The 17,229-nt window shown below is 74.1% G+C and carries 18 protein-coding genes; 10 read left to right on the forward strand and 8 right to left on the reverse strand.

Going from position 1 to position 17,229, the window contains the following annotated elements; genetic code table 11:
• Nucleotides 1–3: 3 nt before the first annotated feature.
• Together AB0910_RS27555 and AB0910_RS27560 are read left to right on the forward strand one after the other, a co-directional pair.
• The gene (locus tag AB0910_RS27555) at nt 4–1,281 is read left to right on the forward strand and encodes a thymidine phosphorylase (RefSeq protein WP_366747395.1); all 1,278 of its coding nucleotides are present in this window, start codon (nt 4–6) and stop codon (nt 1,279–1,281) included.
• A 137-nt stretch (nt 1,282–1,418) separates the two neighbouring features.
• Nucleotides 1,419–2,009: a Uma2 family endonuclease gene (locus AB0910_RS27560; protein ID WP_366747364.1), complete on the forward strand. Its 591-nt coding sequence runs from the start codon at nt 1,419–1,421 to the stop codon at nt 2,007–2,009.
• 12 nt (nt 2,010–2,021) lie between these two features.
• Here AB0910_RS27560 and AB0910_RS27565 read toward each other — a convergent pair whose 3' ends face one another.
• Nucleotides 2,022–3,005, reverse strand: coding sequence for a sigma-70 family RNA polymerase sigma factor (locus AB0910_RS27565; protein WP_366747365.1), 984 nt, complete (start codon nt 3,003–3,005; stop codon nt 2,022–2,024).
• A gap of 151 nt (nt 3,006–3,156) precedes the next feature.
• Nucleotides 3,157–4,422, reverse strand: coding sequence for an MFS transporter (locus tag AB0910_RS27570; RefSeq protein WP_366747366.1), 1,266 nt, complete (start codon nt 4,420–4,422; stop codon nt 3,157–3,159).
• A 62-nt stretch (nt 4,423–4,484) separates the two neighbouring features.
• On the opposite strand from AB0910_RS27570, the gene AB0910_RS27575 reads away from it, so the two are divergent.
• Nucleotides 4,485–5,477, forward strand: a complete 993-nt coding sequence (locus tag AB0910_RS27575) for a LysR family transcriptional regulator (protein ID WP_366747367.1) — start codon at nt 4,485–4,487, stop codon at nt 5,475–5,477.
• 176 nt (nt 5,478–5,653) lie between these two features.
• Here the strand turns inward: AB0910_RS27575 and AB0910_RS27580 are convergent, their stop codons facing one another.
• A complete protein-coding gene (locus tag AB0910_RS27580; RefSeq protein ID WP_366747368.1) occupies nt 5,654–6,529 on the reverse strand; it encodes a SigE family RNA polymerase sigma factor in 876 nt (291 codons plus the stop codon).
• A 234-nt stretch (nt 6,530–6,763) separates the two neighbouring features.
• On the opposite strand from AB0910_RS27580, the gene afsQ1 reads away from it, so the two are divergent.
• From afsQ1 to AB0910_RS27605, 5 genes are all read left to right on the forward strand, one after another.
• Nucleotides 6,764–7,441: a two-component system response regulator AfsQ1 gene (gene afsQ1 / locus AB0910_RS27585; RefSeq protein ID WP_345646763.1), complete on the forward strand. Its 678-nt coding sequence runs from the start codon at nt 6,764–6,766 to the stop codon at nt 7,439–7,441.
• 124 nt (nt 7,442–7,565) lie between these two features.
• Nucleotides 7,566–9,125 (forward strand): HAMP domain-containing sensor histidine kinase, encoded by a 1,560-nt coding sequence (locus tag AB0910_RS27590; RefSeq protein WP_366747396.1) that lies wholly within the window; start codon nt 7,566–7,568, stop codon nt 9,123–9,125.
• Nucleotides 9,122–9,772, forward strand: a complete 651-nt coding sequence (locus AB0910_RS27595) for a hypothetical protein (protein WP_366747369.1) — start codon at nt 9,122–9,124, stop codon at nt 9,770–9,772. Before AB0910_RS27590 ends, AB0910_RS27595 begins: the two co-directional genes overlap by 4 nt.
• Nucleotides 9,773–9,948: 176 nt before the next feature.
• A complete protein-coding gene (locus AB0910_RS27600; RefSeq protein ID WP_366747370.1) occupies nt 9,949–10,548 on the forward strand; it encodes a VanZ family protein in 600 nt (199 codons plus the stop codon).
• 96 nt (nt 10,549–10,644) lie between these two features.
• Nucleotides 10,645–10,848, forward strand: a complete 204-nt coding sequence (locus AB0910_RS27605) for a PspC domain-containing protein (protein WP_345646771.1) — start codon at nt 10,645–10,647, stop codon at nt 10,846–10,848.
• Between the two features lie 152 nt (nt 10,849–11,000).
• Here AB0910_RS27605 and AB0910_RS27610 read toward each other — a convergent pair whose 3' ends face one another.
• Nucleotides 11,001–11,342 carry an ATP-binding protein gene (locus AB0910_RS27610; RefSeq protein WP_366747371.1) on the reverse strand — a complete coding sequence of 114 codons (342 nt, stop codon included), beginning with the start codon at nt 11,340–11,342 and terminating at the stop codon, nt 11,001–11,003.
• Nucleotides 11,343–11,490: 148 nt separating this feature from the next.
• Nucleotides 11,491–12,633, reverse strand: a complete 1,143-nt coding sequence (locus AB0910_RS27615; RefSeq protein ID WP_366747372.1) for an adenosine deaminase — start codon at nt 12,631–12,633, stop codon at nt 11,491–11,493.
• Nucleotides 12,634–12,747: 114 nt separating this feature from the next.
• Between AB0910_RS27615 and AB0910_RS27620 the strand changes: the two genes are divergently transcribed.
• A complete protein-coding gene (locus AB0910_RS27620) occupies nt 12,748–13,551 on the forward strand; it encodes a dienelactone hydrolase family protein (protein ID WP_366747373.1) in 804 nt (267 codons plus the stop codon).
• 21 nt (nt 13,552–13,572) lie between these two features.
• On the opposite strand, the gene AB0910_RS27625 is transcribed toward AB0910_RS27620, so the two are convergent.
• Nucleotides 13,573–14,256 carry an ATP-binding protein gene (locus AB0910_RS27625; protein ID WP_366747374.1) on the reverse strand — a complete coding sequence of 228 codons (684 nt, stop codon included), beginning with the start codon at nt 14,254–14,256 and terminating at the stop codon, nt 13,573–13,575.
• 167 nt (nt 14,257–14,423) lie between these two features.
• On the opposite strand from AB0910_RS27625, the gene AB0910_RS27630 reads away from it, so the two are divergent.
• On the forward strand, nt 14,424–14,822 hold the full coding sequence (locus tag AB0910_RS27630) for a hypothetical protein (protein ID WP_366747375.1): 399 nt from the start codon (nt 14,424–14,426) through the stop codon (nt 14,820–14,822).
• 36 nt (nt 14,823–14,858) lie between these two features.
• Here AB0910_RS27630 and AB0910_RS27635 read toward each other — a convergent pair whose 3' ends face one another.
• Nucleotides 14,859–15,764 (reverse strand): aldehyde dehydrogenase family protein, encoded by a 906-nt coding sequence (locus AB0910_RS27635; RefSeq protein ID WP_366747376.1) that lies wholly within the window; start codon nt 15,762–15,764, stop codon nt 14,859–14,861.
• Nucleotides 15,757–17,229, reverse strand: coding sequence for an aldehyde dehydrogenase family protein (locus AB0910_RS27640; protein WP_366747377.1), 1,473 nt, complete (start codon nt 17,227–17,229; stop codon nt 15,757–15,759). The genes AB0910_RS27635 and AB0910_RS27640 overlap by 8 nt, the downstream gene beginning before the upstream one ends.

A 17,229-nucleotide genomic window follows, 5' to 3' on the forward strand; every position in this document is an offset into this window, starting at 1 on the left:
GACATGGACGTCATCTCCGTGATCCGCACCAAGCGCGACAAGGGCGAGCTGACCCCGGAACAGATCGACTGGGTGATCGACGCGTACACGCGCGGCGCGGTCGCGGACGAGCAGATGTCCGCGCTGGCGATGGCGATCCTGCTCAACGGCATGAACCGGGCCGAGATCGCGCGCTGGACGGCCGCGATGATCGCCTCGGGCGAGCGCATGGACTTCTCCGGGCTCAGCCGCCCCACCGCGGACAAGCACTCCACGGGCGGCGTCGGCGACAAGATCACCCTGCCGCTCGCGCCGCTCGTCGCCGCCTGCGGCGCGGCCGTCCCGCAGCTCAGCGGCCGGGGCCTCGGCCACACCGGCGGCACCCTCGACAAGCTGGAGTCCGTGCCCGGCTGGCGCGCCTCCCTCAGCACCGAGGAGATGCTGCGCGTCCTCGACACCACGGGCGCGGTCATCTGCGCCGCGGGCGACGGGCTCGCCCCCGCCGACAAGAAGCTCTACGCGCTGCGCGACGTCACCGGCACCGTCGAGGCGATCCCGCTGATCGCGTCCTCGATCATGTCCAAGAAGATCGCCGAGGGCACGGGCTCCCTCGTCCTCGACGTGAAGGCGGGCTCGGGCGCCTTCATGAAGACCGTCGAGGACGCCCGCGAGCTGGCGTCGACCATGGTCGGCCTCGGCACCGACCACGGGGTGAAGACCGTCGCCCTGCTCACCGACATGGCCACCCCGCTCGGCCTGACCGCGGGCAACGCGCTCGAAGTGCGCGAGTCCTACGAGGTCCTCGCGGGCGGCGGCCCCGCCGACGTGGTGGAGCTGACGCTCGCACTCGCCCGCGAGATGCTCGACGCGGCGGGCCTGCCGGCCGCCGACCCGGAGAAGGCGCTGGCGAGCGGCGCCGCGATGGACGTGTGGCGCCGCATGATCGCCGCGCAGGGCGGCGACCCGGAGGCGCCGCTGCCCGTCGCCCGCGAGCGGCACGTCGTCACCGCGCCCGCCACCGGCGTCCTCACCCGCCTCGACGCGTACGACGTCGGTGTCGCCGCCTGGCGCCTCGGTGCGGGCCGCGCGCGCAAGGAGGACCCCGTCCAGGCGGGCGCGGGCGTCGAACTCCACGCCAAGCCAGGCGACCACGTCACCGCGGGCCACCCCCTCCTCACCCTCCACACCGACACCCCCGACCGCTTCGCCTATGCCGTCGAGGCCCTGGAAACCGCGTACGACGTGGCCGCCCCCGGCACCCCGTACGAGCGGGGCCCGGTCGTCCTGGAGCGCATCGCCTGACCGGCGCGGAACTGCGAAGCTCGGCCCCTGGCATATTCCTGTGACACGTATGGGTGAACGGTGTCGGTAGACCTGTGCCGGTACTCTTCGGCATGCTGGGATGGGTGATGACGGACTGAAGAGAGGCTGAGACCGCCATGAGCGCACTCGCTGCCGAGCCCTACGCCCTGACCGGGCAGGGCTGGGGCAACACCGTCCGGCTCTGGGAGAGCACGGACGCACCTGAGGGCTGCAAGGTGGAGATCATCGAGGGGATCGTCACCGTGGCACGACCGCCGTCCAACGACCACAACCTGATCGCGGGGATCGTTCAGCGCAGTCTTTACTCCGTCATCCCCGCGGACTGGGATGTCTATCAGACGCAGGGGCTCAGCATCCCGAAGAAGAAGGGGCTCTACATCCCCGACCTGCTCGTCACGCGCCAGGCCGAGCTCGCCGCCCCCGGCCACTCCATCCCCGCCGACCGCGCCGAACTCGTCGTGGAGATCACCTCCGAGGCCAACGCCAACCACGACCGCGTCGCGAAGGTGCGCGGCTACGCGGCCGCAGGGGTGCCGCTCTACCTGCTGCTCGACTCCTGGCACTCGGCGCGGCCGACCTTCACGCTCTACGGGGAGCCCGCGGACGGCACGTACCGCGCTCTCCTCACCGGTGAGTTCGGGGAGAAGCTGACGCTGCCCGAGCCGTTCGGCTGCGACATCGACACCTCCGCCTTTCCCGTCCCCTGACGGGCCGTGCGGTCAGGTGGCGGGCAGGCGCAGGGGGAGGTCGAAGAGGGGGAAGAGGCGGAGTGTGTCGAGGAAGGAGTTGATGGCGGTGATGCGGCCCGACTCGATCTCCAGGACCATCAGGGCCCACGCGGTGTGACCCGCGCCGTCATCGGCCGCGTGGTAGTGGGCGAAGGCGGGGGTGCCGTTCGCCGTGAGGGGGAGCAGGCGGGAGGCGCGGCAGACCGAGCCCACGCCCTGGAGCCAGCCCACGATGTCCGCGTGGCCGCGCAGCCAGAGGTCGTACGGGGGCATGGAGAGCGTGGCGTCCTCGCGCAGCAGCGCCGTCAGCGCCTCCATGTCGTACGCCTCGAAGGCCCGCACATAGCGGTCGAGCAGCGCACGCTGGCACGGGTCCAGCTCGTCGGCCGTGTCCGTCTCGGCGGGCGCGGCCTCGGCGAGCGTCGCACGGGCCCGCTGGAGCGCGCTGTTGACCGAGGCGACCGTGGTCTCCAGCAGCTCGGCCACCTCGCTCGCCCGCCAGGCGAGCACCTCGCGCAGGATCAGCACGGCACGCTGCTTCGGCGGCAGGTGCTGGAGCGCGGCCACGAAAGCGAGCCGCACGGACTCGCGCTCCACCGCCGCCTCCGCGGGGTCGGCCACCGGGCGCAGCACCCGCCCGTCCGGCACGGGTTCGAGCCAGGTCTCGCCGGGCCGCGCCGAGAGCCGCGCGAGCGCGACAGGCGTCGGGTCCGAGAGGTCCGCGGGGCGGGCCCTGCGGCCGCTCGCGCCGAGCATGTCGAGGCACACGTTGGTCGCGATGCGGTACAGCCACGAGCGCAGCGACGACCTGCCCTCGAAGCGCCCGACGCCGCGCCAGGCCCGCACCATCGTGTTCTGCACCGCGTCCTCGGCCTCGAACGGCGAGCCGAGCATGCGGTAGCAGTAGCCGGTCAGCTCCCTGCGGTGCCGCTCCAGCCGCTCGTCCAGGTCCTGCGTCGTCACCGTCTCCGGCATGGGTCACCCCGCTGGCCCCCGCGGCACCCGGTCGGTGCCTCTGCCTTCGGAAGCTACCGCAGCCCACTGACAATCGCGCACCGTGCCGGGAGCGCGGGCCCCACGGGCGGGCACGCCGGAAGTGCGGGCCCCCGCGAGCGGGGGAGCGGCCTCAGCGGCCCGGCGCCCCGGCGGCCTCCGCCGCCCCCGCGCGGCGGGCGGCGCGCCGGGCCGCGGCGGTGCCGTACAGCGTGAGGCCCGCGACGCCCGCCATCGCGGCCAGGCCCATGGCGACCGTTGCCGCCCACCCGGCCGAGTGGAAGGCGGCGGCACCGATCGCGCCGCCCGCGCTGCTGCCCAGGTAGTACGCCGCCTGGTACAGCGCCGACGCCTGCGCCCGCCCGTGCGTCGCCGTACGGCTCACCGAGGAGGACGCCACCGCGTGCCCCGTGAAGAACCCGGCCGTGATGAGCACGAGCCCGACGACGACCGCGGCGAGCGAGTCCACCAGCGTCACCAGCAGCCCCGCCGCCGTGGTGGACAGCGCCGCGTACAGCGCGCCGCGCCGGCCGAGCGCCGCCACCACCCGGCCTGAGGACGCCGAGGCGAACGTGCCGACCAGGTACACCACGAACACCGACCCCGCGATGCCCTGCGGCAGGCCGAACGGCGCACCCGTCAGCCGGTAGCCGATCACCGTGTAGACGCCGCCGAACACCACCATGAACAGCGCGCCGATCCCGTAGAGGCGCAGCAGCAGCGGGTCGGCGAGGTGCCCGCCCACGGTGCGGGCGAAGCCGCGCGGCGACAGCGGACGCGGGGTGAAGCGGTGGGGAGTCGGCACCATCGCCCGGAAGACCAGCGCGCAGGCCACGGCGGCGACCCCGACGGCGAGCAGCGCCGCACGCCACCCCCAGGCCTGGGAGATCCAGCCGGTGAAGATCCGGCCGCTCATGCCGCCGATGCTGTTGCCCGCGACGAACAGGCCGATCGCCGACACCAGCGCACGCCCCTCCACCTCCTCGGCGAGGAACGCCATCGCGGACGCGGGCAGCCCCGCGAGCGCCGCGCCCTGCACGGCGCGCAGCACGACGAGGAGCGCGAGGTTCGGCGCGAAGGGCACCGCGAGCCCCACGGCGACCGCCACCACGAGCGAAGCGGTCATCATCGAGCGCCGCCCGAACCGCTCGGAGAGCGCGCTCAGCGGCACCACCGCCACGGCGAGCCCGCCGGTCGCCGCGGCGACCGTCCAGCTCGCGTCGGCGGGGGAGACGCGCAGCCCGTCGGAGATCGCGGGCAGCAGGGCCTGCGTCGAGTACAGCAGCGCGAACGTCGCGATCCCCGCGACGAACAGCGCCAGGCTCAGCCGCCGGTAACCGGGGCGGCCGGGGGACAGGAGTGCGGGCGCCGAGGGCGCCGCCGTACTGACGGTGGCCATGCCACGACCGTACGAACACCCGCCTGATGCGTCCAATGCATCAGTCGGCGACAATCGTTCCTGTGGAGCATGAACCGAGGTCCGAGGACCGGACCGCACCCGGAAGTGACGAGAACCGCACCGGCCCGCGCACCGCCCCCGCGCCGTACGCCCCCGACCTGGCGCGTGTCCTCGCCCCGCGGCTCGCCCACTTCGCCCTGGTCGCCCGGCACGAGCACGTCACGCGGGCGGCCCTCGACGCCGGCGTCCCGCAGTCCACCCTGTCCCGTGCCGTCGTACGGCTCGAACGCGACCTGGGCGTGCCCCTCTTCGACCGCAGGGGCCGCACCGTCGCGCTGACCCGCGCGGGCCGCTCGTTCCTCACCGCGGTGGAGGCCGCGCTCGCCGACGTCGAGCGCGCGGCCGATGCCGTGAGGGCCGACGCCGACCCCGCGTCCGGCAAGGTGGCCTTCGGCTTCCTGCACACCATGGGCTCGGAGACCGTGCCCGGCCTGCTGCGCGCGTTCCGCGCCGACCACCCGCGCATCAGGTTCCAGCTCGTGCAGACCTACGGCGAGGCGATGCTGGAGCGGCTGCGCGCGGGCGAACTCGACCTCTGCCTCACCTCGCCCGTGCCCGACGAGCCCGGCCTTGTCGCCCGCAGGCTCGACGAGCAGCGGCTGCGCCTCGTCGTGCCCGAGGACCACCGGCTCGCCCGCCGCAGGCGCGTGCGGCTCGCGGAGGCCGCCGACGAGGAGTTCGTGACCCTGGAGCCCGGCTTCGGGCTGCGCCGCATCACCGACGACCTGTGCGCACAGGCCGGCTTCAGGCCGCGCGTCGCCTTCGAGGGGGAGGAGGCCGAGACGCTGCGCGGCCTGGTCGCCGCGGGCCTCGGCGTCGCCCTGCTGCCCCCGCCCGCCTTCGCCAGGCCGGGCGTCGTGGAGCTGACGGTCACCGCACCGCGCGCGGCCCGCGAGATCGGCGTCGCCTGGCTCGAAGGCCACCACGACACACCGCCCGTGGCCGCCTTCAAGCGCTTCCTCCTCTCCCGCAGGAACCTCCTCACCGCCCCCTGAGCCCCCGGGCCCGGACCCGGACCGAGGCCGGGTCCGGGCCCTGAACCGGCTGCGCGCACGGCGGAGCCGGACAGGTCCCCCCGGCCTGTCCGGCTCCGTGTTTCCTTCCCTGCGGGCCCCCGCAGCCCCCGTCCCCCCTGCTTCCCCCGGCCCCCCCGTTCCTCCGGGCGCCCCGGTCAGGCGACCAGCTCGCCGAAGGACTCCTCGTGGTCGCGGCCGCGGCTGAGGGCCTCGTCGTCGCGCAGGCGGCGCAGGGAGCGCCAGATGCTCGACTTCACCGTGCCGACGCTGATGCCGAGGATGTCGGCGATCTCCGGGTCGGTGCGGCCCTCGTAGTACCGCAGCACCAGCATGGTGCGCTGGGTCTCAGGCAGCCGCGCCAGCGCCTGCCAGAGCACCGCGCGCAGTTCGGTGCCGCTCATCGCGTCCGTGCCCGCCGCCGTCTCCGGCAGCTCCTCCGTCGGGTACTCGCTGAGCTTGCGCCTGCGCCACGCGCTGATGTGCAGATTGGTCATCGTCCTGCGCAGATAGCCGCCGAGCGCGGCCTTGTCGCTGATCCGGTCCCAGGCGCGGTACGTGGAGAACAGCGCGCTCTGGAGCAGGTCCTCCGCCTCGTGCCGGTCGCCGGTCAGGTGGTAGGCCGCCGCGTACAGGGAGGCGCGCCGCTCCTTGACGTACGCGGTGAACGCCGCCTCGTCCGTGCCGCCTGCGCCCGTCGTGTCCTTGCGCCTCAGGTCCCCCCGGTCCGTGGCGCCCGCCGGCACGGAGACGGCCTGGGCACGGCCCGCCTCCGCCCGTACGGCGGACTCCCGCGGACGCCCCCCGGCCTCCGCCGGCCGCCCGTACTGCGCGGGAACCGTCCCCGTGCCCCCCGTGAACACGGAGACGGAGTCGGCGTCGTGGCCCACCGCCGTCCGGTACGCCTGCTTGTGCGGACGCCCGGCGGCGCGAACGCACCCCCGTCCGCCCACACCGCCCGGCTTCTCCGCGGCCCCCAGGTCGTGCAGACGCGTGACGACCGCGCCCGCAGCCGTCTCGTGCAGTGTGTCCATCGCGCGCCTCCCTCGGCCGGAGCCTCGTTTTCCCTTGCGCCGACGAGCTTGCCGAACCCACTTCATCGCGCTGTCCTGCGAGTGTCACAGAGCTGTCACAGGGGACGACGCGCCCTCGTGGCGTGCGGCGCACAGCGGCGGAAACGTGCCGAACCGGCCGTAAGCCGCGGGTCCCCGGAGCTCGGCACGCGGGACGGTCGAACTGGGACGCCCGCATGGTTCAGAATGGCCCTCGTGCCTTTCCTGTTGCTGATCGAGGACGACGACGCCATCCGCACGGCTCTCGAACTCTCGCTGTCACGCCAGGGCCACCGGGTGGCCACCGCGGCGACGGGAGAGGACGGCCTGAAACTGCTCAAGGAGCAGCGGCCCGACCTGATCGTGCTGGACGTGATGCTGCCCGGCATCGACGGTTTCGAGGTGTGCAGGCGCATCCGGCGCACGGACCAGCTGCCGATCATCCTGCTCACCGCGCGCAGCGACGACATCGACGTGGTGGTCGGCCTGGAGTCGGGCGCCGACGACTACGTCGTCAAGCCGGTGCAGGGCCGGGTGCTCGACGCCCGCATCCGCGCCGTGCTGCGCCGCGGCGAGCGCGAGGCCACCGACTCCGCGACGTTCGGCAGCCTCGTCATCGACCGCTCGGCGATGACCGTCACCAAGAACGGCGAGGACCTCCAGCTCACCCCGACCGAGCTGCGGCTGCTGCTCGAACTGAGCAGGCGGCCGGGACAGGCCCTGTCGAGGCAGCAGTTGCTCCGGCTGGTGTGGGAGCACGACTACCTCGGCGACTCGCGGCTCGTGGACGCCTGCGTGCAGCGGCTGCGCGCCAAGGTCGAGGACGTACCGGGGTCGCCGACCCTGATCCGCACCGTGCGCGGTGTCGGATACCGGCTGGACGCCCCCGCGTGAGGCCCGGGCACGGCAGGTGAGGGACGACGACGCCCGCGAGGGCGCACAGCGCACGGCGCGCGGGAACACGGAGCGGCAGGCCGCGGGAGCACCGGCGGGGCGGCGCCCCTTCGGCCATCTCGGACTGCGCTGGGGCAGCCTGCGGCTGCGCCTTGCGCTGGTCTTCGGCGCGGTCGCGCTGACCGCGGCGGTCTCCGCGTCCGGCATCGCGTACTGGATCAACCGCGAGGCGGTGCTGACCCGCACGCAGGACGCCACGCTGGGCGACTTCCGCCAGCAGATGCAGAGCCGCGCCGCCGACCTGCCCGTCCGGCCGAGCGCGAGCGAACTGCGCGACACCGCACGGCAGATGGCGGCCGACGGCACCGCGTACGACGTGCTGCTCACGGCCACGGGCAAGGACGGCCGCCCGGTCGACGGCGCCTCGGACCCGGGCGCGTTCACCCTCTCCGACGTGCCGGCCTCGCTGCGTTCGGCGGTGGGGGAGAAGCAGCGGGTCTCGGCCGCCAACAAGTACCCGTACCACCTGTTCTGGCAGCGCGTCGACCGCGACGGGACGCCCTACCTGGTCGGCGGCGCGCACATCGACGGCGGCGACCTGACCGGCTACCTGTTCAAGTCGCTCGCGCAGGAACGCGCCGACCTCGACTCGCTCGCCTGGTCGCTGGGGATCGCCGCGGTGATCGCGCTGGTGGGCGCCGCGCTGATCGCGCAGGTCGCGGCCCGTACGGTCCTCAAGCCCGTGCAGCGGCTCGGCGAGGCGGCGCGCAGACTCGGCGAGGGCAGGTTCGAGACGCGGCTGCGCGTCACCGGGACCGACGAACTCGCCGACCTGTCCAGGACGTTCAACAACGCGGCCGCCTCGCTCCAGAAGAAGGTCGAGGACATGAGCGCGCGGGAGGAGTCGAGCCGCCGCTTCGTCGCCGACATGTCCCACGAACTGCGCACGCCGCTCACCGCGTTGACCGCCGTGACCGAGGTGCTCGAAGAGGAGGCGGACAACCTCGACCCGATGATCGCGCCCGCCGTGACGCTGGTGGTCAGCGAGACCCGCAGGCTCGGCGACCTGGTGGAGAACCTGATGGAGGTGACCCGCTTCGACGCGGGCACCGCACGGCTCGTGCTGGACGAGGTGGACGTCGCCGACCAGGTCACCGCCTGCCTCGACGCGCGCGCCTGGCTCGACGCCGTCGAACTCGACGCGGAGCGCGGCATCGTGGCCCGCCTCGACCCGCGCAGGCTCGACGTGATCCTGGCGAACCTCATCGGCAACGCGCTCAAGCACGGCGGCGCGGGCGTGCGCGTCTCGGTGCGCACCGAGCAGGCGGCGGAGGGCGGCGAGGACCTGGTCATCGCCGTGCGTGACCACGGCCCCGGCATCCCCGACGAGGTGCTGCCGCACGTCTTCGACAGGTTCTACAAGGCGTCCGCCTCCCGGCCGCGCTCGGACGGCAGCGGCCTCGGCCTCTCCATCGCCATGGAGAACGCGCACATCCACGGCGGCACCATCAGCGCGTCCAACGTGGGTGGGGGCGACGGCGCCATGTTCGTGCTCAGGCTGCCGCGCGGCGGCCCGCGCGAGCCGGAGGAGCCCGAGGAGCCGGGAGAAGACGCCCGCGACGGGGCGGGACGGCAGGAGCACGGCGAGGACGACGGCGGTACGGACGGGGACCGGGAGCGGTGAGCGGCGCCCGAGGCCCCCGCGGGCGCCGCACGGCGGCGCTCGCCTGCGCCGCCCTGTGCGCGGCGCTGCTCGCGGCGTGCGGTGTGCGCACCACGTCCGTGCCGGTCGACGCGGGCGCCGCGCCGTCCAGGCTGCCCTGCGAGGCGGGCGGCAGGAGCGTGGTCACCCGGTCGGAGCCGGGCAGCGTACCGGTGCGGGTGTATCTGGTGTGCGCGTCGGGGCTCGTCCCCGTGGAGCGCTCGGTGCCGCTGCCCGCCCGCTCCACGGGCGCGGCGCGGGAGCGGGTGCCGCTCGCGCAGGCCCTGCTCCGCGCCTTGGCGGCCAGGCCGTCGGCGGACGAGCGCAGGGCGGGGTTCAGCACGTCCGTGGACGCGCCGCTGCGGGTCGCGGCGGGCCGGGCGGGCGACCCCGCGGGCACGCTGCGGCTCTCCGCCGGGCCCGACGGCCTGCCGCCCACGGCGCTCGCCCAGGTCGTGTGCACCCTCGTGGAGAACGCCGCGGTCGGCGGGAGAGCGGCGGACGGTACGGGACGCGTCCTGCTCGCCGGGCCAGGGGCGCAGGACCCGCCGCGCGCGTACGGCTGCGACCCGGGGGTGAAGGCCGACCCCGACGCCCCGCTGCCCGCCGCGAGCCCGTCGGCCTCCTGAGGCCCCGCTCTCCGGCGGGTTCCGGAGTGATTCCGGACGGGTTGTACGGCGGGGGAGTGACGCTGCTCTCACGGGGAACCAGGCGCGCACGCGCGGGCGTCTAGACATGCGTGCGTCACGGTACGGGCGGCAGCGCCGCCATCCGCCTGCGAACGGCGGGAGCCCTCCTCCTCCTCATGCATCTGCTGATCGTGGGGTGGCTGACGCTGAGACCCGTCGACGCGCCCTGGGTGACCGCGGCCAACCTGCGGCCGCTCGCCGGGATCAGGACCGACTTCGCGGCCGGTGCGGCGCACGGCGTGCGCAGCCTCGTCGAGGGCCTCGCGCTGCTCGCGCCCGTCGGGGTGCTGCTGCCCGTGGTCAGCGGCAGGCTCTGGGTCTCCCCGTGGGCCTCGCTCCTTCGGACCGCGGGCGCAGGCGTGCTGGTCTCGCTCGCCATCGAGCTCCTGCAGACCGGTGTGCCGGGCCGGGTGCTCGACATCGACTCGCTGATCCTCAACACGCTCGGCGTGGCGCTCGCGCACGCCCTCGTCGTACCGCTCGGACGGGCCAGGCTCCGGCGGGCCCTGCGGGCCTCTGCCGCGGCGCGGGCCGCGGAGTCCGGGCCGCGGGCGCCCCGGCCCGGCTCGGACGCCCGGCGCACCGGCCAGGTCAACGGATACGCGTACGGCGTACTCGACCCGAGGGCCGACGTGTACGACCCGGACGCGGTCCCTGAGGGGGACGCCCCCGAGGGGCCCACCCCGACGATTCCCAGGGTCGGGCTCGCTCCGTAGGGCGACGCGCGGAAAGGGGGTACCCGGCGACCATGGAGACATCGGGAACCGACCGGCACGGCGGTTCCCCCGACGCTCTCGTGAAGGAGCCCCACCATGGCCGGTGCACTCGTCCGCCCGCGCGACGGACGCATGATCGGTGGAGTGTGCGCAGCGCTGGCACGGCGCTTCGGCACCTCCGCGACGACGATGCGCGTGATCTTCCTGGTCTCGTGCCTGCTGCCTGGCCCGCAGTTCCTGGTCTACCTGGCGCTGTGGGTGCTGCTGCCCGGCGAGAAGTCCGCGCGGGCCGCCTGGTAGCCCGCGGGGGCCCGGAGGGCGGGCCTCCACACGGGTCCGTGGAACGCGGCGCGGGGCGCACCCCGGGGGTACCGGGGTGCGCCCCGTCGTGCCGTCCGGGGGCCGGTCGGCACGGGCGCCGAGGTCGGTCGGGCCGCCTGGTGCCGGCTCGGTCAGCCGCCGAGGCCGTTGACCGGGAGGCCGTTCTGGAGGCCGTTGACCGGCAGGCCGCCGAGCAGCGAGCCCACCGGGTTGGCCGCCTTGACGGCCTGGAGGACCGGGGGAGCGGCCTCGTTGACCGCGGTCGAGGCGGAGCGGGTCGCGGTCAGCGTGTCGTTGCCCGCGTTCGGCAGCTCCTTGACGACCTGGTCCACCGGCAGCTTGTTGACGGTGTCGAGCGCCTTGCCGGTGTCGGGCAGGGGGCCGATGGCGGCGGATGCGGTGCCCGCCGCGCCGGCGGCGAAGGCGGCACCGAGCACGGCGGCACCGAGGGTCTTGGCTGCTGACCTGTTCATCTGAGATTTCGTCCTTGGGGGGTGTGGGAAAACGAGCGGCTCTGCAACCTAGCCAGCGCGGCTCGCCGCCCGCAAATATCCCGCGACTTTCCTTATGCGTGTTCCAGCGGGTGGACGGAAAGGTGTGATGGACGTACTCGGTGAAGAACTAGCTGGTCACGGCGGTCTGTCGGAACAGCCATTCGGATTTCAGTTCGGCGTATCCGGGCTTGATGACGTCATTGATCATGGCCAGTCGTTCATCGAAAGGAATGAATGCTGATTTCATCGCATTGACCGTGAACCACTGCATGTCGTCGAGGCCGTAGCCAAAGGTCTCCACCAGCGCGCCGAATTCACGGCTCATGCTCGTGCCCGACATGAGTCGGTTGTCCGTGTTGACGGTGGCGCGGAAGTGCAGCCTGCGCAGCAGCCCGATCGGGTGCTCGGCGTACGAGGCGGCGGCGCCCGTCTGGAGATTGGAGCTCGGGCACAGTTCGAGCGGGACGCGCTTGTCGCGCACGTACGCGGCGAGCCGGCCCAGCTTCACCGTGCCGTCGCCGGCGACCTCGATGTCGTCGATGATGCGCACGCCGTGGCCGAGGCGGTCGGCGCCGCACCACTGGAGCGCCTGCCAGATCGACGGCAGTCCGAACGCCTCGCCCGCGTGGATCGTGAAGTGGTTGTTCTCGCGCTTCAGGTACTCGAAGGCGTCCAGGTGCCGGGTGGGCGGGTAGCCGGCCTCCGCGCCCGCGATGTCGAAGCCGACCACGCCGGAGTCCCGGTAGGAGTTGGCCAGTTCGGCGATCTCCAGGGCGCGCGCCGCGTGCCGCATCGCGGTGAGCAGGGCGCCGACCCTGATGCGGTGGCCGTTTCGCCTGGCGCGCCGCTCGCCCTCCCTGAAGCCCTCGTCGACCGCCTCGACGACCTCGCCGAGGGTCAGGCCGCCCTCCAGGTGCTGCTCCGGCGCGTACCGCACCTCGGCGTAGACGACGCCGTCCTCCGCCAGGTCCTCCGCGCACTCGGCGGCCACCCGGAACAGCGCGTCGCGCGACTGCATGACGGCGCAGGTGTGGGCGAACGTCTCCAGATAGCGCTCCAGCGACCCGGAGTCGGCCGCCTCGCGGAACCAGCTGCCGAGCCGGTCGGCCTCCTGCTCGGGCAGGCCGGTGTAGCCCGCGTCCCGCGCGAGGTCCACCACCGTGCCGGGCCGCAGCCCGCCGTCCAGGTGGTCGTGCAGCAGCACTTTGGGGGCGCGGCGGATCTGGTCCGCGCTGGGCAGCGGAGGCGTCTGACCGGAAGGGCTCGTCATCCGTCCAATCTAACGCCTACGCGCGTAGAGCGGGCGCCCGCGCGGGGCTGTCGATACGTAACAGTGACCGCGCGGAAGGGTGGAGTCGACGCACGCTTCTGACAGTGTTCTGCCATGGGACATCAGGCAGGCCAGGGCGCAACGGAGCGCCTGCAGCAACCAGAAGGCGAAGGGACCGGTCCACTGCCCAGGCTGGGGCGGCCCGTCGCCCCGCCCCCCGCGGGCGTCCCGACGGGCGGCGTCGTCCTGGTACTCCCGGACGGCGCGCAGACCTCGGCGCGCCGTCCCTCGCCGTTCTCCAGGGCCGTCGTCGCGCCCTTCGCCAGATCCCTCGCCAGGGCGGGAGCGCGCGAGGGCGTGCTGGTCCACGTGGTGCGCTACCGCTACGGCGGCTGGAACGGCCGCGACGCCGCGCTCGCCGCCGACGCCGCCTGGGCCGCATCCGAGGCGGTGGGGCGGTACGGGGACGTGCCGGTGTGCCTCGTGGGCTTCGGCATGGGCGGCCGGGCCGCGCTGCACGCGGCGGGCCACGAGGCCGTCAACTCCGCGCTTGCCGTGGCCCCCTGGCTGCCCGAGGACGACATCGCGGCGCCCGAGGAGCCGGTGCGGCAGCTGGTCGGGCGTCAGGTGCTGATCGTGCACGGCACCAACGACCGGCGCACCGACCCCGAGTTGTCGTTCCGGCTGGCCGAGCGCGCCAAGAAGGCCAACCGCGGCACCTGCCGCTTCGAGGTCCACTCCGACGGGCACGCACTGCGCCACCACTCCCGCGAAGTCACCGCCCTCGCCAAGGACTTCGCGCTGGGCGCGCTGCTCTCCCGGCCCTACTCGCGCCCGGTGGAGGACGCACTCGCCGCGCCGCCGCCGCTGGGCCTGCGGATGCCGCTCGCCGCGGGCTTCGGCAAGACGCTGACCTGACCGCGTGACAGCGGGCGGACCCTAGCGCGCCGTGCGGTCCGCGGCCTCGGCGGCCGGGGACCGGCGCGGGGCGGGCGGCGCCGCCTCGGGCGCCGATGCGGCGGCGAGCGCAGCGGCCACCCTGGCCAGCGCCTGCGGCCTCGCGCAGGCGTGGGCCCCGAGCGCCACCTGCCCCGCCACGATGCCCCGCTCGGCGCGCATCAGCCGCCACCCCCTGCGCAGCAGGAACGGCACCGACTTGCGGCCCTCCCGCAGATCCCGCAGCAGGCGCCGCCTGAACGTCGTCGAGGGACGGCCGCGCAGGCACAACGCGTCGGCCAGCACGCCCCGTTCGCGGCAGCGCGCGATGATCTGCGCCGCGAAGATGCCCTCGGCGATGAACAACGGCGCCTCGCCGACGGCGAGTTCCTCGGTGCCCGTGCGGGAGCTTGTCGCGATGTCGTACACCGGCACGGCCGTGCGGCCCGTCGCGTACAGCTCGCACACGGCGGCCACCGCCGCGTCCGCGTCCCATGAGCCCGGCGCGTCCCAGTCGATGTCGGCGCTGCCAGGCACCAGCGGCAGCGTCGGGTCGTCGCCCTCCTTGTAGAAGTCGTCGAGCCGCAGCACCGGCAGGCCCGCGCGGGCGGCCAGGGACGACTTGCCCGACCCCGAGGGGCCCGCGAGCAGGAGTACGGGCGTCGGGCGGCGGTGGGGATGCGTCACAGAACACCAGTGTGAGGCATGCACCCGCGCAGGGGACCCCCGGGGACGGTACGGGCCCGTACCCGCGGAAGAGGTGGTGGCCCACCGGCCCGGGCAATTACTGTACGCACCGGAAGCACCACGCACAGAGACACCGCACCAGAGACCTCGCAGCGGAACGGAACCCCATGGCACGTCATGCAGCCCCCTCCTCCTCCCGCCGCGCGCTGCTGCGCGCGGGCCTGACCGTCACCGCAGCGGGCGCCGCGCTCGGGCTCGGCGGCGCGGCGGCCCAGGCGGCGGACGCCCAGGACGCGGGCGTCCAGCAGGGTGCGCAGGCCACGGCGCAGGCCCTGACGGGCGGCCTCGGCACCGCGGTCACCGAGGGCGTCACGAAGCCCGTCACCAACCTCCAGATCGACCCGCTCGCCAATACCGGCGTCGACCCGCTGGACAACGGCGTCGGCACGCAGGTCGCCGACTTCAAGCCGCTCTCCACCACCGCGCTCACCGACCCGGTCACCCACGGCGGCGCGCTCGCCACCCTCCCGGTGACCGGGCAGGCCACGAGCCTGCTGGGCGGCTGACCTGGCGCCGAGGGGGCCGGGCCGGCCGCGGCGGACTCAGTACGACGAGCCCGCGACGCCCAGCGCGCCCGTCGGGTGCCAGACCGTCTTGGTCTCGAGGAACGCCGCCATCCTGCGCGTACCCGGGTCCGCGGCCCAGTCCTCGGCGGCGCGTGCAGGGCGCAGCACCCGCTTGAGGTTGTCGGCCGCGGCGACCTCCAGGTCCTTCGCGAGCGCCGCGTCGGCGCCCGTCAGGTCGATGCCGTTGACGTCCTGGTGGGCGGCGAGCGGCGCCGCGATCTCCGCCGTACGCCCCGACAGCACGTTGACCACGCCGCCCGGCACGTCCGAGGTCGCGAGGACCTCGGCGAGCGAGAGCGCGGGCAGCGGCCGGTCCTCGCTCGCCACCACCACCGCCGTGTTGCCCGTCGCGACCACCGGCGCCACCACCGACACCAGGCCGAGCAGCGAAGAGGCGCGCGGCGCGAGCACCGCGACCACCCCCGTGGGCTCGGGCACCGAATGGTTGAAGTACGGCCCTGCCACCGGGTTCGCGCCGCCCCGCACCTGCGCGATCTTGTCGGTCCACCCCGCGTACCAGACCCAGCGGTCGATCGCCGCCTCCACGGCGGCCGCCGCCTTCGCCCGCGAAAGGCCCTCCGCCTCCGCGACCTCACGGGCGAACTGCTCGGCGCGGCCCTCCAGCAGCTCGGCGACCCGGTAGAGCACCTGCCCGCGGTTGTACGCCGTGGCGCCCGACCACCCGCCGACCGCCTTGCGCGCGGCGACGACCGCGTCGCGCGCGTCCTTGCGGGACGAGAGCGGGGCGTTGGCGAGCCACCGGCCCTTCGCATCCGTCACTTCGTACACCCGGCCGCTCTCACTCCGCGGGAACTTGCCGCCCACGTACAGCTTGTAGGTCTTCAGGACCGTGAGACGGCCCTGGCCGCCGCTGTCAGACATCGAGGTACGCCTCCAGGCCGTGGCGGCCGCCCTCGCGGCCGTAACCCGACTCCTTGTAGCCGCCGAACGGCGACGCCGGGTCGAACTTGTTGAACGTGTTGGCCCAGACGACGCCCGCCCGCAGCCGGTCGGCGACGGCGAGCATCCGCGAGCCCTTCTCCGTCCACACGCCCGCCGACAGGCCGTACGGCGTGTTGTTGGCCTTCGCGACGGCCTCGTCGGGGGTACGGAACGTCAGCACGGAGAGCACGGGGCCGAAGATCTCGTCCTGCGCCACCGTGTGCGCCTGCGCCACGCCGGTGAACAGTGTCGGCGGGAACCAGTAGCCGGAGGTGGGCAGTTCGCACGCGGGCGACCAGCGCTCCGCGCCCTCGGCCTCACCGATCCCCGTCAGCTCGCGGATCTTCGCCAGCTGCTGGGCCGAGTTGATCGCGCCGATGTCGGTGTTCTTGTCCAGCGGGTCGCCGAGGCGCAGCGTGCCGAGGCGCCGCTTCAGCGACTCCACCAGCTCGTCGGCGACGGACTCCTGCACCAGCAGCCGCGAGCCCGCGCAGCACACCTGGCCCTGGTTGAAGAAGATGCCGGTGACGATGCCCTCGACCGCCTGGTCGACGGGCGCGTCGTCGAAGACGATGTTGGCGCCCTTGCCGCCGAGTTCGAGCGTGGCCCTCTTGCCGGTGCCCGCGATCTCACGGGCGATCGCCTTGCCGACCTCCGTGGAGCCGGTGAACGCGACCTTGTCCACGTCCGGGTGGGCGACCAGCGCCGCGCCCGTCGCGCCGTCGCCCGTCACGATGTTGACCACGCCCCTCGGCAGCCCCGCCTGCCGGCACACGTCCGCGAAGAACAGCGCGGAGAGCGGCGTCGTCTCCGCGGGCTTGAGCACCACCGTGTTGCCGGTGGCGAGCGCCGGGGCGATCTTCCACGCCAGCATCAGCAGCGGGAAGTTCCACGGGATGACCTGCGCGGCCACGCCCAGCGGGCGCGGCTCGCGGCCGAACCCCGCGTGCGCCAGCTTGTCGGCCCAGCCCGCGTGGTAGAAGAAGTGCGCGGCGGCCTGCGGGACGTCGAAGTCCCGGGTCTCCTTGATGGGCTTGCCGTTGTCGAGGGTCTCCAGCACGGCCAGTTCGCGCGAGCGCTCCTGGAGGATGCGGGCGATCCTGAAGAGGTACTTCGCGCGCGCGGCGCCGGGCAGCGCGGACCACTTCTCGAAGGCGCGGCGCGCGGCGCGCACGGCGCGCTCCACGTCGTCAGGGCCCGCGTGCGCGACCTCCGAGAGCACCTCCTCGGTGGCGGGCGCGAGCGTCTTGAAGACCCGGCCGTCGGCGGCCGCGTCGAACGCGCCGTCGATGAACAGGCCGTACGACGGCGCGATGTCGACCACGGCGCGCGACTCGGGCGCCGGTGCGTACGCGAAAGGCGAGCCGCCCGATGCCGCGGGGGCGGTGGGTTTCTGCGATGCCAT

The organism is Streptomyces sp. NPDC047002 (genome assembly GCF_040704505.1).
Lineage (GTDB): Bacteria > Actinomycetota > Actinomycetes > Streptomycetales > Streptomycetaceae > Streptomyces.